10 protein-coding genes and 1 pseudogene are annotated in these 15,866 nt (G+C 37.4%); 6 read left to right on the top strand and 5 right to left on the bottom strand.

What is annotated here, in order from left to right; genetic code table 11:
• Positions 1 to 70 precede the first annotated feature (70 nt).
• From ACFOWA_RS17750 to ACFOWA_RS17730, 5 genes and pseudogenes are all read left to right on the top strand, one after another.
• Positions 71 to 1,189 (top strand): annotated as a pseudogene (locus ACFOWA_RS17750) (class II fumarate hydratase); the annotation flags it as partial.
• Positions 1,188 to 2,513, top strand: coding sequence for a recombinase family protein (locus ACFOWA_RS17745; protein ID WP_378987726.1), 1,326 nt, complete (start codon positions 1,188 to 1,190; stop codon positions 2,511 to 2,513). The pseudogene ACFOWA_RS17750 and the gene ACFOWA_RS17745, both read left to right, overlap by 2 nt.
• A 378-nt stretch (positions 2,514 to 2,891) precedes the next feature.
• Positions 2,892 to 3,251 (top strand): response regulator transcription factor, encoded by a 360-nt coding sequence (locus ACFOWA_RS17740; protein ID WP_378987724.1) that lies wholly within the window; start codon positions 2,892 to 2,894, stop codon positions 3,249 to 3,251.
• 315 nt (positions 3,252 to 3,566) lie between these two features.
• Entirely contained in the window at positions 3,567 to 3,845 is a 279-nt protein-coding gene (locus tag ACFOWA_RS17735) for a hypothetical protein (protein WP_378987721.1), read from the top strand.
• 162 nt (positions 3,846 to 4,007) lie between these two features.
• Positions 4,008 to 4,271 carry a DUF5694 domain-containing protein gene (locus tag ACFOWA_RS17730; RefSeq protein WP_378987718.1) on the top strand — a complete coding sequence of 88 codons (264 nt, stop codon included), beginning with the start codon at positions 4,008 to 4,010 and terminating at the stop codon, positions 4,269 to 4,271.
• Between the two features lie 314 nt (positions 4,272 to 4,585).
• On the opposite strand, the gene ACFOWA_RS17725 is transcribed toward ACFOWA_RS17730, so the two are convergent.
• Together ACFOWA_RS17725 and ACFOWA_RS17720 are read right to left on the bottom strand one after the other, a co-directional pair.
• Positions 4,586 to 7,474 (bottom strand): AsmA-like C-terminal region-containing protein, encoded by a 2,889-nt coding sequence (locus ACFOWA_RS17725; RefSeq protein WP_378987715.1) that lies wholly within the window; start codon positions 7,472 to 7,474, stop codon positions 4,586 to 4,588.
• Positions 7,475 to 8,243: 769 nt separating this feature from the next.
• Positions 8,244 to 8,924: a DUF421 domain-containing protein gene (locus ACFOWA_RS17720; RefSeq protein ID WP_378987712.1), complete on the bottom strand. Its 681-nt coding sequence runs from the start codon at positions 8,922 to 8,924 to the stop codon at positions 8,244 to 8,246.
• Between the two features lie 407 nt (positions 8,925 to 9,331).
• Here ACFOWA_RS17720 and ACFOWA_RS17715 point away from each other — a divergent pair, with 407 nt between their 5' ends.
• Positions 9,332 to 11,311, top strand: coding sequence for an ATP-binding protein (locus tag ACFOWA_RS17715; protein WP_378987755.1), 1,980 nt, complete (start codon positions 9,332 to 9,334; stop codon positions 11,309 to 11,311).
• A 313-nt stretch (positions 11,312 to 11,624) separates the two neighbouring features.
• Here ACFOWA_RS17715 and ACFOWA_RS17710 read toward each other — a convergent pair whose 3' ends face one another.
• From ACFOWA_RS17710 to ACFOWA_RS17700, 3 genes are all read right to left on the bottom strand, one after another.
• Positions 11,625 to 11,912, bottom strand: coding sequence for a hypothetical protein (locus tag ACFOWA_RS17710; RefSeq protein WP_378987709.1), 288 nt, complete (start codon positions 11,910 to 11,912; stop codon positions 11,625 to 11,627).
• Positions 11,913 to 11,998: 86 nt separating this feature from the next.
• Positions 11,999 to 12,712, bottom strand: a complete 714-nt coding sequence (locus ACFOWA_RS17705; RefSeq protein ID WP_378987706.1) for a DUF3891 family protein — start codon at positions 12,710 to 12,712, stop codon at positions 11,999 to 12,001.
• Positions 12,713 to 12,789: 77 nt separating this feature from the next.
• A complete protein-coding gene (locus ACFOWA_RS17700) occupies positions 12,790 to 14,358 on the bottom strand; it encodes a DEAD/DEAH box helicase (RefSeq protein WP_378987703.1) in 1,569 nt (522 codons plus the stop codon).
• Positions 14,359 to 15,866: the final 1,508 nt, after the last annotated feature.

The following is a 15,866-nucleotide window of genomic DNA, read 5'->3' as shown; positions in this document are numbered from 1 at the left end:
AGAATGATCAAAAAACCACCTCACACATATAAAATGATTATCACTTAAACGCCTATTTCAATAAATCAATATGTCTATCTTAAAAGAAATAAGTCACACTGGACTTTCTGCAACAAGAACCGAACACGACAGCATGGGGGAAGTTCAGGTGCCTAAAAACCGTTACTGGGGAGCGCAGACTGAGCGCTCAAGAAATAATTTTAAGATCGGGCCCAATGCATCCATGCCCGAAGAGATTATTGAGGCTTTTGGTTTCTTGAAAAAAGCAGCTGCTTTTGCTAATAAAGATCTGAATGTTCTGCCCGAAGATAAAAGGGATCTGATCGCAAAGGTATGTGATGAGATCATAGACGGAAAGCTGTTCGGGGAATTCCCGCTGGTGATCTGGCAAACGGGATCCGGAACCCAGTCGAACATGAATGCAAACGAAGTCATCTCTAACCGTATCCATGCGCTGCAGGGTAATAAAATGGGCGAAGGTAAACTGTATGTTCACCCAAATGATGATGTAAACAAATCACAGTCCTCAAATGATACTTTTCCAACGGCTATGCACATTGCAGCCTATAAGATATTGGTGGATTTCACTATTCCCGGTATTGAAAAACTCAGGGATACCTTAAGGATAAAATCAGAAAACTTCAAAAACGTGGTTAAGATTGGCCGAACCCACCTCATGGATGCAACGCCCTTAACACTCGGGCAGGAAATATCCGGCTATGTTTCACAACTGGACCATGGGTTAAAAGCTTTGCGCCATACTTTGGATCATCTTTCTGAACTGGCCCTTGGCGGTACAGCCGTTGGTACAGGAATGAATACGCCTGCCGGCTATGATGTTGCCGTTGCAAAATATATCGCCGATTTTACCGGTTTACCGTTCCGGACAGCGGACAATAAATTTGAGGCGCTATCGGCTCATGACGCTATTGTGGAAAGCCATGGCGCATTAAAACAGATTGCGGTCTCACTAATGCATATAGCCAATAACATAAGAATGCTGGCTTCCGGCCCCCGGTGCAGCATTGGGGAATTGCATTTGCCGGAAAACGAGCCGGGGTCATCCATTATGCCCGGTAAAGTCAACCCGACGCAGAACGAGGCTGTTACTATGGTCGCTGCGCAGGTAATGGGAAACGATGTGACAATTACCGTAGCGGGATCAAACGGACAGTTTCAGCTTAATATTGGTTTACAGCCTGGAAAGGTTTTCAAGAAATGACAATTCAATCTGGCTTAGTGGCGAGCTGAGGCGTTTGGGAATAGAAATTATTTCTGTTACTCAACCTATTGATACATCGAGTGCTTCAGGTCAGATGCAACAAAAATTACTTTTCTTATTTGGTGAATTTGATAATCAGTTGAGAAAGCAAAAGTGTAGTGCCGGGATAAAAGAAATGTTGCTCCGTGGCGACTGGCCGACTAGCCCACCATTAGGATTCGAGATTGATAGGTCAAAGAATAAAAGGCAGATTGTTATAAATGCTAAGGGCAGGCTTATTCGTCAGGCATTTGAATGGAAGGCTTACGAAAACGTCTCGAATGAGGTTATTCGTGATCGATTGGCTGTCAGGGGCCTAAAGTTAATCCATCAACGTATCTCTGAGATCTTTAGAAATCCTTTTTATTGTGGCCTGATGGTACACAATATGCTGGAGGGCCAGGTAGTTGTGGGAAATCATGAGAAATTGGTCAGCAGGGAGCTTTTTCTAAAGGTTAACGGTATACTCGATCAAAGATACAATGGATTTTCGCTCAATGAAGAAAATGTCCACCTACCGCTTAAGCGGTTCATGATATGCGCTAGTTGCGGAAAGCCACTAAGCGGTTATCTCGCACGTAAAAAAAATATTCACTATTATAAGTGTAAAACCAAAGCCTGCTGCAACAATAAAAATGCAGAATCCCTAAATTCAACATTTGCTAACATACTTGATTTTTTTAAAATTGACGTCGCCAGGGAATACATAGAGTTATTGGTTGAGCAGGTTGCTGCAACTTTCAATCAGCTTACTCAAAACAAGGAAGCCGATCTTTTGGAATTGGAAAACAGCCACAGAGAAGTAAAGAGGAAAGTAGAACGATTAGAAGAAAGATACATAGAAGAAGACCTAAGTCAGGAACTCTACAAAAAATATCATGATAAATATTCGGAGGAAAAAACGGAAATAGAGCGTAATTTACTCATCCTCTCAAATAAAAGTTCGAACCTCGTAAAATGTGTTCGGTTGGCAATAGAATATGCTGCTCAGCTACCTTTAAACTGGCTTTCTGGTGACTACCATACTAAGCAACAACTGCAAGCATTACTGTTCCCTAGGGGTATGAGTTATGATAAGAAAAATGATAAAGTTCGAACCAGTGAAATAAATTTAGTGTTTTTGTATATCGCTCATTTTCAGCATATTATCCTTAAAAAAGAAAGAGGCATACCAGAATTAAATCTGAATTATGCCTCTTTCGCCGATTCGGTAGAGCCAATCCGCGGAAGTTCGACCTTTTACGATTATTAGGCGGTTGTAAAATTTGAAAAAGTGCTGAAAAACAAAGTTGAATGGTAGTACAGTATGAAGTTTGACCTATATGTTAAATCAAGCATAACAGCAACGGAAACTAATATTGATGATATAAAACTCTTTAGGCTTAATGATCAAAACACCAAGTATTTGATAAAAACTTGGTTTAGTCGAAGAAGGAAATTTTTTTCGTTTTGTTTTTTAAATACAAACTTTAGGTGCATATATGTTTTATTATCAAGGTGAGCTTATCCATAAGTTTGATGTATTGCCCGGGAAAGAGTTTGATGTATGGAATTAGCTCGTCACCATACGAATTACAAAACAATTGTTCAATAATAAACATTGTATAACTACACGAACGATGTTTTGATTATGGGAAAGATTATAGTGGTTTTGGAGGATGATGAAGGAATAAGAGAGGTTATGCATCTAATTTTATCCTTGGAGGATTACGAGATAGCAAGTTATGAATCGGTAAAACAATTTGTAAACAGAGAGGGATCACCGCCTGACCTTTATATTTTGGATGTTATGCTCCCTGATGGAAATGGTATTGATGTATGCAGGGATTTGAAGAGCGTTAATAAAAATGTTCCTGTATTGATGATGAGTGCAAATGTATCAAGAAATGAGATTGAACACGCCTGCTTGGCCGATAGTTATCTTGAAAAACCTTTTGATATTAACAGACTGCTAGATAAAGTGAGAAGTTTAGTTGAGATGACAAATTAAACTAATATCCCAGACCTAAAACCGAACGCTATTAGAGCTGCGGTATTTTTCGCTTCGCTTTTCGATATCAACATCATTCGAACTCCTTCAATCGTGCGTCTGCTTTTAAAAATTTTATCTCCAATCTCCTGATTTGTTAATCCTTCGAAATTAAATTCAATACCAATATTTCCTGAACATTAAACTTGAAGATAATAGATGGAAATTTTGAGTTATAAATCATTCTTAAAGGTATGATTTATAATGAGTTTTTCTCATTCTTGCTAATCTCATACGTCAAATTTTACTAATTTTGATTACCTCAAACAGATCGTTATGAAAACTATTTTCGATTATAATCCAACCGAATCAGAACTAATAGAATTGTTTGGTTTTGATAAAGAAACTGATACAATGGCTTACGGCTTTTTGGTATTCAAATTGCCAATAAAAAATTACGATAAAGAAAATAGTGAGGATGGTAAGCTTTTAGACTTAGCATTATTATTTGAAAAGCGAAAACTACTTAATGAGGCAAATGCAATCTGGAAGCAAATACCCGACATAGAAAAACAATATCGTGGTGGATTCGATTACGTTTCTAAATCGATTTAATTTTGGCATACTTGGTAAAGAAATTCTTAATTCAAATTCAATACTTCTACGATTCTTCATTAAGATTGATGGTGATTTTCAGCAACCCACTAGTTCAGATGCTTGGGGCTTTAATACCCAACTACCTAAGGTGAGGCGGTTGGGCGGGCTTATCTGTGGAGGATGGTAAGAAAAAAAAGCTATATAAAACACAATAATTTAAATTATTTATATACAATAATTTTGATATATATCGGGGCAGAGCTAACTTCAACTTTCAAAAACAGAGATTATAAGATCTATTCTAATATTGTAACAAAGCAACTGGAAACTCAGGCTAAACGTATGTTACTTATTATTGGTGTGGCGCATATCGGTTCTTTAAAAAGTATCCTACGAGACGATGACTTTATCACAATCGATACAAAAGCACATATTAAAAAATAGTAATCAAAAAACTTATTGGATAGGCTTTGGGTAATCAAGATTAAGCTATGCTATGGCATTGTTGTTCAGTTCGGTTACAAGTAAGCTGTATTAAAACTATCAGGGGGCGCATGCATGGGCTAGTAAGATGCAGGTTGGCTAGATTATACCATTTAGAAAAGAATTAACATGATTAATTTTCCATCGAAGTAGCCCATGATGTATACTTTAGTAATCTTGAAATTAAATGATCGATAAATTTTTTTGGTTCCTTCTTTGCTAATTCATCTATCAAACCGTTAAAGTCACTTTTCAAATTCTCCAATTACTGTTGCTTAATCGTTTAGGTTTTTATCTACAGTTTTTTCGGCAGTTTTTGCCTTATTTTCCTGCACCCTTTTTTCTTGACGTTGTTCGTTTGGAGATTTTTCCTTCGCTCTTTTTTCTTCTCGGATTATTTTATTGATTTTTCTGTTATAAATAGCCGTTAAAATTCCTTGCCCGGTTCTGCTAAAAAATTTAATTTTTGGTTTTTCCGCAGTCCCAATCACTGCAACGGGAATAGCTATCCATCCGGCAGGAGGTAAACCAACCTTAACAAGTATATCTAATAGTCCGTTTAGACTTGTTGTACCACTAATGGAAGGCCGAAGAACGGAGACTTTGAATTTGAATTCCTCGATATGGATTAGATTGTTCTTGATATGCGTTTCAATATTTACCCCCTTCATATCAGGATTATTGAAGGCGTTTGCGCCAACATTATCCCCAATCACAGAAAGCATTTTCAGATTTTTGACTTCCACATCTCGCAGGTTTACCACGCCTCCTCCTTCGAGTGATGGGTAAATGGGCATCATATTTTGGTCGAAATCACCTTTGAGTTTATAATCCAATGAAACAATGCCATTTACATCCTTGGCCGATGTTGCCAACTCACGAACCATATCGATTTTTTTGTATGCTCGCTGTACATCAAAGTCGAGCACCTTTAAGGCAACATCAAAATTTGCAGTCAGGGGTGATTCGTCCTGATATCTGGCATCAATAGTCATTCTGCTACCAATAATATCAAATGATGTATTTTTCAAATAGATTTGGCCCTTTTTCAGAGATGCCGTACCTCCGATCTGATTAATCGTCATCCCTTTAAACCCTACTTTTTTCGCATTTAAACGCAGCGATACATCCAGGTTTTTTGGCACAATGACTACTCCGCTACTTTTGGGATTTTCTGCTTTTGCATATTTTATATCCAAAGATTTATCATTATTGTCTCCGCTTTTCAGAGCCATAAATTCATCGATGAGGATATAATTAGATTGCAAACCAAAATTTCCATGTAGGGAACCTCTACGTTCGAGAAAGTAATTTATCGTATTATCCAAATAGCCATTTAAGGAGAAATCGGATTTGCCATAGGTTGCATAAAATTTCCTGAACCACATCTTTTCGTTCTGAAATTCGAAATCACCCTCCTTTAGATAAAAGGTCTTAGGCAGATATGAAGTAGTTGCTTTAATGTTTTTCAGGACCAATGTTCCTTTATTATCCAATTTACTGTATTGACCGCTTGTAGCATAACTTTGGCGGCCATTAAGAGATAAATCGGCCTTAACCAATCCGCTCACATCAAGCCCTTTTTTAGCAAATACCTGATAGATTTTCCCAATGTTTAATAATCCTTTTGCACGTACTTTATAAAGTAAATCTTCAAAATTTTGAAGGTCTGCATTAATGAAAACAGGATTGCCTTCAAAGTCAAACTTAAAGGGATCTATTTTTACCATTAAGCTGCTAAAAGTTCCATCTGTATTATTCACACTGGCGGCAAGATTAATATTACTTATTGGGTTGGGATAAGACGAAGTCTTCACCCATCCGTTTTTTAAGTTCATATATCCATTTGTTTTGGGAAATAGTTTCTTATCCATACTGAACAATCCGTTAGCCTTAAGGTCGGCTTTTAAAAGTCCTTTCATGTTAAAATTTTTAAGTCCCAGTGCTTCATTCAGAATGCTGAGGCTTAGTGCTCCTTTTATGTCTGCATGCACATCCATTTCGGTTAATCCTTTAGTTTTCACTACCGCCCGAAATGTATTTTTTTCACCAAGATCGAAACTCAGTGTTTTAAGGTTGACGCCGAGTTGTTCCGGATTTAAGGAAGGCAGGTCAACGTTCAAATCTAGATTTAGATTATTCATCGGCACAGGGGCTTTATTACTGGAGATTTTGCCATCTTTAACAAACAGTCTCGCTGTAAGCCTGGGTTTTAGATTTTTCGGTTTGCTAAACTTACCTTTCAATGTAAAAAACAAATCGCTCTGTCCTTCAAGCTTTGTGTCTTTCGCCCAATCGAGGTATTGAGGCGGCAAAACAGAGATCATATCACTAATTGTTGTGTTTTCTGAGGCTGCATTAATATCCAAATCGTAACCCTCTTTAAGTACACTAACCCAACCGTTAAATTTTAAGGGGAGATCATTGATTCTTAGCTCATTTTTTCTTAGCACAAGCGTCAGGGCGTTGGTATTTATCCTTGTAATCAGGTCAGCATGAAGGAATTTCTGTTGAGCATAATATATATCGTTCAAACTAAAATCAAGCTTATTGATTTCAAGGTCTGTTTTAAGGTCAAAAATATCTTCACTTAACCCACCTTTCCCAGTGTAGTCAAGACCCTGAGCATCAAGGAGTATCTTTGCGGAATGATCATTGTATTTGATGTGCCAATTCCTAAATTTTATTAGGTCAAGTCTTATTGAAGTTCCTTTCTCTGTTGTGTCTTTGGACGATTTAGCCGGGCCTGATACATATACATTATAATTTGCAACACCCTTACTATTTACAAATATGTTAGCATATGCATCCCCTACATATATCTCATCAATTTTTACCTCACCGTCGAAAATCAGGCTTTTTAAATTAATACCGGCAGCCACTTCCTTAGCCGAGAGTAAGGTATCAGTGATGAAAGGTTTGGAACCATAAAGAATCAAATCATCAACAGATACCGTAAGAGAGGGAAAATGCCTAAAAAACGTAAGGTGGGTCTTTTTATAATCGAGTTTTCCTGCCAGGTGCTTATTGGCAAAAACTTTTACTTGTTTTGAGATCGTTCCAGGAAACAGCAAAGGAATAAGGAACATCAGCAATAAAATAAATGCTACAAAAATCCCTAACCATTTTAAAGCCTTAAATGCTATTTTTTTTATGTGTGCCATATGTGAACTACTAAGGTGGGCTTGAGCTATACTGAGGATATTGCCCCTAAAACTATCTTCGAGAATTAGACCAGTTTGATAACAACATAGCTGTAAAGGTTGTTTTGAAAATCTCCTTCAAACCTGCTATCCATTACTAGTCCATATAAGCTATTATCAATTCAGCAACCAAATTAGAACACATCTATTATTGTAATTAAGGTATAAGTAAATCAAAACCAGATTGGTAAACTATCTCCAGGATTTCTATTTTAGTTTCGCTCGGGGTAAAATCTATTTTGAATGGATTTAGCGAAAGGGAGCAGACCAGCTTTCTAGTAAGAGTGGTATTTTGCATTATTAATACATGCCACTAATTGTAATCCTGGAGGGTATTTAAGTAATATTCAATTTTGACTGCTGTCATCCATCAAATGAAGGAAATGGTATCATCAGCACTGGCAATGAAGTGTTATTACCGGGTTGGTCAATTTGCTACAGGGATATATTCAAAAGTATTTTCGAAGGTAGCTACAAAACGACCAGTTTAATAGTTGGATTATTATTTGTGTTAAACGCTTTCAATTTAATTCCTCTTGTCAATAATAATTTTATGATGAAAGATTATTTAAAAAGCAATACAAATAATTAATAATTGATGCAACAATTGTCAAATAAGTGGATTGTGCATATTTGATAATAATGTCTTACGATTCAAATATTTATTTCTATTGCGAGGAGTAACTGCTTATCAATATAGATTTATCTGGATAAATTCTTTAGCTATCCTCTATCTAATTCTTTTAGTTGTAAGGGCTTTAAACCACTCTTCACCCTGGCAAGAAGGACACTGAGTTATATTGTTAGAAGACAAATTAATTTCGCCACATTTTGAACAGCAACAATGTTTTTCATCATTAGATATTTTTTGTTGATCGTGATATATCGGTAGCCCCGGACGTACCATTTCATCTTCAAAAAAAAGAACGCTAAGGTTACCTGATGTTTCAACCAACACCGATCGAACCTGGCCCAGGTGCTCTACATTTAGAACCCTTAATTCAGCAAAAACTTCTTCTTGGCTTAAGCCCGTACTGTTAAGGCCATTAAGCAATATTTTTCCAGATTGGATAACATATACTGGTTTACCTTCCATTATCCGCTCAAACCAACTAAAGCGGTCGGTCAACCGGGTTATACCCATATACATCAAAATTATCACAAGAAAAACCGTTATTGCAGGTAAAATAGCCACATCTTCATAAAACATCGGATCTCCTGCTGCAGAACCAAGTCCAATTATCAGCACCAGTTCAAAAACCGATAATTGTTTGACACCTCTCTTACCGGATGCCCTTAGGGTTAACAGTATAACCAGGAACATTACCACAGATCGCATCACCACCTCCAATAAGAAAGCAAGGGGTAGATCATTATAAAGTATCCTGCTCCAATCGAATATTCCTTCCATGCTGCAATATGAATATTATTAATAAGAATTTTTATATTTTAAACACCTAATCTTATGTTAATCGCTTTATATAAAACTAATATTTATTCTCATTCAATACCATCTGTTGATTTTCTAAATTTGTTGTGTTTAAACGGTATCCTTTTGTTAGTATCCTCTTAAAATAAGCAACAAACGTTTTCTTTAACTTCTCATTTTCTCGCCCGATCAAAAAGGTGTAAGGTTGCAATAGCAGATAGTGCCTTCCAGTGACTGGTAATAGATAAATATAAACATGAATACATTCTAAGAGCTCTAAAGTAGCTACACGGCATTTCAGCATGCGAATAAATAAGATCAGGAATTGCCAGATATGGTTAGATGTGCATCATATTTTTTATCTCAATTTGCATACCTTTGGATTATTGATGAATACCGACCAAAGATCCCAAGACTTTAATTTCACTGAAAAACTGATCATGCAAGCACTTCAGTTTTCTCCGGAGCCCACTGCTATTTACAGTAGTGAAGATATGGTAATTCGGTTTGCAAATGATGGCATGCTGGCACTATGGGGGAAGGATGTGACGGTAATAGGAAAAACGCTTATTGAGGCTATTCCGGAACTGGAGGGGCAACCGTTTCTCCCGATTCTACAACAGGTCTGGCGTTCGGGGGTAACCTACTCTGTAACAGATGCTCCAGCGCAACTGATAAAGAATGGGATACGGACAACTGACTACTTTGATTATGAATACCGACCATTAGTAAGTCCGGATGGGCAAACCTGGTGCATATTAAATACTGCTAAAGAGGTTACATCAAGAAGAGCATACTTAGAGCAGATTCAGCAAAAAGAAGAAAAAGAACAAGCCCATATTGAAGAAATGGCCGCTACAGTTGAAGAGCTGACTTCTACAAATGAAGAACTTAACTCTTCGCTTAAACTACTGGAAGAGAGCCGGGAACATGTTCGTACCATTATCGAGCAGGCACCCGTGGGTATAGCAGTTTTACAGGGGTCAGAGCACATCATTGAAATCGCCAATCCGGCTATCCTTAAAATCTGGGGTCGTATTGCAGATGAAGTCTTAGGTAAACCACATGAGATGGCAAGACCAGAACTCAAAGGGCAGCCGGTAAATACATGGCTGAGAAATGTTTTCTCAACTGGTGAGGCTAAGATTAACAAAGAATTTCTGGTAAAACTACATCATGAAGGCGGACTGAGGGAGGCAATAGTAAACTCAATCTATCAGCCCATTATTTCTGCAGGAGAAATAACCGGTGTACTGGTCATTCTAGAAGAAATTACCCAACAGGTTCTCGACAGGCGCCGAGGTGAGAAAGACCAACAAATGCTCGCAATGGCAATTGATGCGGGTGAGCTGGCAACGTTTTATTACGAACCCAAGAGCAACCTTTTCTCCGGCAACGCTTTGCTCAAATCATGGTTTGGGCTTACGGCCGAGGAGCAACTGGATCTTTCCTTAGCATTAAGTTCTATCCATGATGAAGACAGGGAGCGGGTTATGGATGCTATATATGAATCTCTTCGTCCTGGGTCAAACGGACAATACTTTATTGAATATCGAATAAACTACGCCCAAGAGAAAAAAGGACGATTGGTACAGGCACGGGGCAAGGTGTTTTATGGTTCCGACGGAAAGGCATTGAGCCTCAACGGCACTTTAAGGGATATCACCAAGCAGAAGAAAGATGAACAGCGAAAAGATGACTTCATGAGCATGGTGAGCCATGAACTTAAAACGCCATTAACTTCCCTTAATGGCTATCTTCAGGTACTTCAACGCTATTCATCGCTCAGTGAAAACACTACCCAGCAAAGCATTCTTGCCAAATCAGTGAAACAGGTTGGTAACATGAACAATATGATTAATGGTTTCCTGAATATATCGAGGCTGGATTCCGGAAGAATGTTGCTCGAAAAATCAGAAATTAATATCAAGAAACTCTTTGCAGAGCTGGAAGAAGAAATGCTTTCAACAATACACACCCACATCATTGTATTTGAACCTACAGATGAGCTGACAGTGATGGCGGACCGGGAGAAAATCACACAGGTTTTCCAGAATTTGGTGGGAAATGCAGTTAAATATTCGCCAATGGGAACAACAATAACAATTTCTTGTCAGCAAAAACAAGCTAATCAAATACAGTTTTCTGTACGCGATGAAGGAGTGGGGATTGCAAAAGAAGACCAGGAAAAGATATTTGAACGTTACCATAGGGTGCAAAATCCCCAGACTGGATCAATTGCAGGCTTCGGAATCGGTCTTTATCTCTGCCGGGAAATTATTGATTTGCATCAGGGCGAGATAAAAGTTGTAGGTGATCAGGGAGCTGGAACATCATTTATAGTTGAAATCCCACAGGGAATAAATTAGATATATATTGAGACAACATATTCTTTTATTTAAACCATTTAAATATTTTTCTTTACACATTCCAAGTAATCTATCAATTATAAGAATGAATGGTTTTAACTTTGCTGTGCATTCAGGTAAAGTACAATAATAAACCTTGCTGGATTAAGCAGTTAGAAGCCTTAAAAGCGCCCCGCTGCCTCGAATTTGTAGTCTCTTTAAAAACAATCAATCTACTCCATTTTGCCGAATCAATATTGTTAATACAAATAGAATTTACAACAAATTAATTGTTTGCGTATCGGGGCAAAATATACTTGATTTTCCATCACCGTTAAATTCCATCTTCGGTAAGCCCTTCAAGGAACCAACCAGATTTATATTCGAACGGCACCTCCATATCCCCGGATTCGTTGATTACCTTTGAGCTGAAATCGTGAGCAATATCCTTTTTATCTTCCAGATGCGCTTTGGCAAGTCTGGCGAATTCCTCGAGATCAAGACCATCACGGATCACATAATAAGGTTCTCCACTTTCAGTCCACCTTGTTTCTATTAGGCCATCGTTAAATTGTTGCCTGTCGGCTGCATTAAATTCAGCCCCTTTACTGTTAGTTTGCATATTTGTTAAGCTTTAGAATCCATCTTCAATTTTTTTCAGGTGCAAATACCTGGAACATTTCAATCCTTTTACTAATTTCAATGCCGTTAAGTTGCGGCGATGCTAATTTTTTTTTGTTCAATTTTTGCATTTCGTAGCGAATCTTTAAATTCAGTTTCACTTTTAAAGGTGATATCTGTCAGTGTTCGGCACTCGTACATTACCTCAAAACTTTTAGTTTCAAAAGGCCAGGGTGTTACAATCAGACGATCTTCTTTTTGAAAAAACTGATAGGATGCACCATTTGGTCCCCGACTGATTTCCAATTGCCGCTTTTCTGGCGGAACCTGGTCCTGGCAGATAAGGAGTGAAAAAGCATCGCAGAATTCCAGCAGCTCATATGCGCTGTCAATTTCTTGATTACTGCTACAGGCATCTTTTATCCATTTACTTTCCAGTTTTTTCAGTTCTCCAAGATATCTTTTTGCTCTCGGATCGTTTCCATGGGTAAAATTAATGTGCCTTAAAAATAGCAGTGCGATGAAGCGGCTTTTGCTCAAAGCCATCTCAATCATCTTCCTACATGCATCCTCGTTAAAAGAGGTCATTTTAAAGTCCACAGGACCTCCATTACCGGTAAGCAAAGGACCAAGCTGAAACTCATTGAAAACGTCATCATGTTCCGTTGTGGCGATAAGGGTTTCTACCCACCTAGAGGGTTGATCTGAAATTTTCCACCTAGCGCAGATTTGGCCTGCCAAAAGGCCATGAGTACGTTGGGTTATTATTTCCCAACCATTTTCTGTATAGTTAACAATCAAACTGATTTCTCCTTATCAATACGCCCGCAGGCTTCACATAATTAGTTTACTTTTTTCTAACCGCCAATATATATTGTCTAAACTGCGGTGCGCATCAGGGCCCGTCTTGACATAATTTTTTCGATTAGAACCTTAACCCGTACACGATAATCCTCCCCAAGCCATTTTATGTAGTTTTTGCTTACCGTTCCAATACATTTTCCATATTGTTTTATCCGCCAATTAATTTCCTTATCCAGCACCTCAAACAGTTCCATGGCCGTACATACCGAATCCGCATTGTTGGCGCACATCAGAGCGTGTTGATGTATCGAATCCCTGAGCACTGTTTTTGCCTTCTTTCCATTCTCAATTGCTGCCTGATGGGCCGAAAGTACATCGAATGATATTTCTTTACTGTTAGAAAACCTGGTTCGCATTTCTGCGGGCATCTGATGAATATCCTCCACAGATTTGTTTAAAGTATGGTGATAGATCTCAGGATTTTCGAAAACATGTTTCCAGTCAATTGGTTCATCCCATTCTCCAAATCTTTCGGTATTATTACCAAGGTCTATGATATTAAATTTTTTCTTGCCAGGTAACTTTCTTGCTCCTCTACCAATCATTTGATGATAAAGGGTAAGAGAGGTCGTTGCACGATTGAGAATCACTGATTGGACTGATGGTTCATCAAAACCAGTAGTAAGAATGGATACGGATGTTAGTATTGCGCCTTTTGATTTTTTGAACCATTTCAATATTTCCACACGTGATGCTGCATCCGTTTTATTATCGAGATGGCGAATGGGAAGACCGGCAGCTGAAAAAAGTTCAAAAACTTTTCGGGAAGTAAATATCCCATTGTTGAATATCAAAGTCTTTTTACCTAACGAGTGCTCCTTGTAGGCATGGAGTAAAAGCTCGAGCATTACTTCGGAAGCATAAAGTTCGTCTGAACTTCTTACCGTAAAGTCTCCATTTATACCTCTGGTTAAGGTATTAAGTTCCACATCGTAACCGTACGTATGTGGCTTTGCCAAAAATCCCTGCTCAATAAGAGCGCCGATTGGTTCACCAATCACAAGTTCATGATAAAACTGCTTCATAGGTAGGTTTACATCTGCCGAAAAAGGCGTTGCGGTTACCCCGATTACCGATGCATTTGGAAATTTACCAAGAAGTTTATGAAAGGAATTGTGGTGGGCTTCATCTATAATGACAAGACCTACATTTTCCGTGCCAATAAGGCCATCGTTTATGCGATTCTTTAGGGTTTCGACCATGGCAACATAACACTCATATAACTCTTTCTTAGCAATGCGTTTAACAGCACTGTTGATCATTTTATTATTTACACCTGTGACTTTAAGTGCATTGGAAGTCTGCTTACATAATTCATGCCTATGGGTAAGTACAATAACCCTTTTCTTGTACTTTTGTGTATATCGATTTGCGATTTCAGAAAAGATAACGGTCTTGCCTCCACCTGTGGCCAGCTGGTAAAGCACGCGGTGGTTATTACCACCGTTGCTGAGTTTTTCAAAAAGCACCTCGATATCGTTTTCCTGATAGGGATATAGACTGTTCTTACGCTTTTGCTCTGATGACTGAAATGGAATCTGCATAATCCTATAACCTTGCAAAAGAGGGAAAGTTTTGTTCACTATTAAAATCCATTTTTAGCAGAATATGGCCAGCCGCTTTGGGTGTTGCGTGTAAGGAAAACATAGCTGGGAAAGAAAAAATAGAATATATCCAGAGCAGTGGCAAACCAGACCGTTAACTTTAACTGTATTAATCTGTACGTTTCAATAAACCAACTTTAGGGTTAATTGGTTGGTTGCCTGCACCTATATAATCAGATAAGTGTAGCCTAAACGGTCCTAATATATTTTGTTGAAATCAATAATGGTACAGTCCTTTTTTTTCGCTTCCTCGTAATTATCCGGTAATAGTCTGCTAAAGTCTGCATTTTTTAACTTTACACCCTCCATCTGTAAGAGCTCACAAGATGCTGCCTCAACGTTATCTGTGTTTTCAACATAAATTACTGAAAGATTCAGTATCATTTCATCGATATCCTGCTTCTATTGAAATATAAAACAAATTCGTTAACCCTTGCAAATAATTTTTAAAGCAAGATTTAAGTTGACTACTCGAATGGTTTCAGCCTATAGCGTATATGCTGATTGTTCTTAGGTACATTAATATTCCTAGAAAATATATAACAATTCTGTTATTATTCGATTTATTTTTAGGGGATTTACTAATTTAATATTCGAATCATTAATAATGAGAAAATGACAAATCAATCCATTAATTTTGACATCTCATATAGCCCTGACAAGTCTTTACATGAATTCAAGGGTAGCTTAGGAATATTAAATATGTTGTCGGATTTTCTTATTAATGAACGTTTTAGCGAGGATAAAACACTCGAAATTTTGGATATTATGATTTCGATACTAGAGAGAAACATAGAATCTTATCAACAAGAAAATGTAGGTTGACAAAGTAATGGCTTGCTCTGATTGGTTAATTAATGCTACATAAAAAAGACTAAAGATTAAGTCTAAAAATCTTATATTAAAATAGGTTTGTCTAATTTATGGAAATTAAATGTTTCCATTGGAAGGCATGCTCTGAGAGATCAGTACTATGGCATTATAAGTCCCGAACAGTGTTCCTCTTGTAGTATATCATCTGCAACAATGGAACGGAACAGGCATCTTATAAAACATGTTCCAAGGTAGTAAAATATTGACTGGAAAATTCAATCTTCTTTCCTATTTTAAAATTAATAAGGATGTATAAATTAGTTCCGGAATCGAACAACCCCTTGGAACTGATGTGTTGTTATGGAATTTAGTTTATTCCTTTTTAAAATCCCAAACGCTCGACGTATCACTGATTATTGATTCGTTTAAAGATTCTTACTAGAGTTTGATATTTTTTTTAAAGCACTGTAAGACTTTTCAACAGCTTTAAGTCTTTTTACCTAAGGTTACACATCTGAATTATGGTGAATATCTACATAAAATACCAAAATTTCTAATTTATTTCTTTATAGGGATTCAAACTTTTATAGGAAAAACCAAGCTAGAATATGTTAACAATTACACTAATATTGTTAATAAATACTAACTATTTTAGTAATATATTTGTTTTTACT

This window comes from Pedobacter lithocola, from assembly GCF_042650845.1.
GTDB classification, from domain to species: Bacteria; Bacteroidota; Bacteroidia; order Sphingobacteriales; family Sphingobacteriaceae; genus Pedobacter; species Pedobacter lithocola.
Note: the sequence above shows the minus strand (reverse complement) of the source record. Positions and strands in the feature narration are given on the sequence as shown.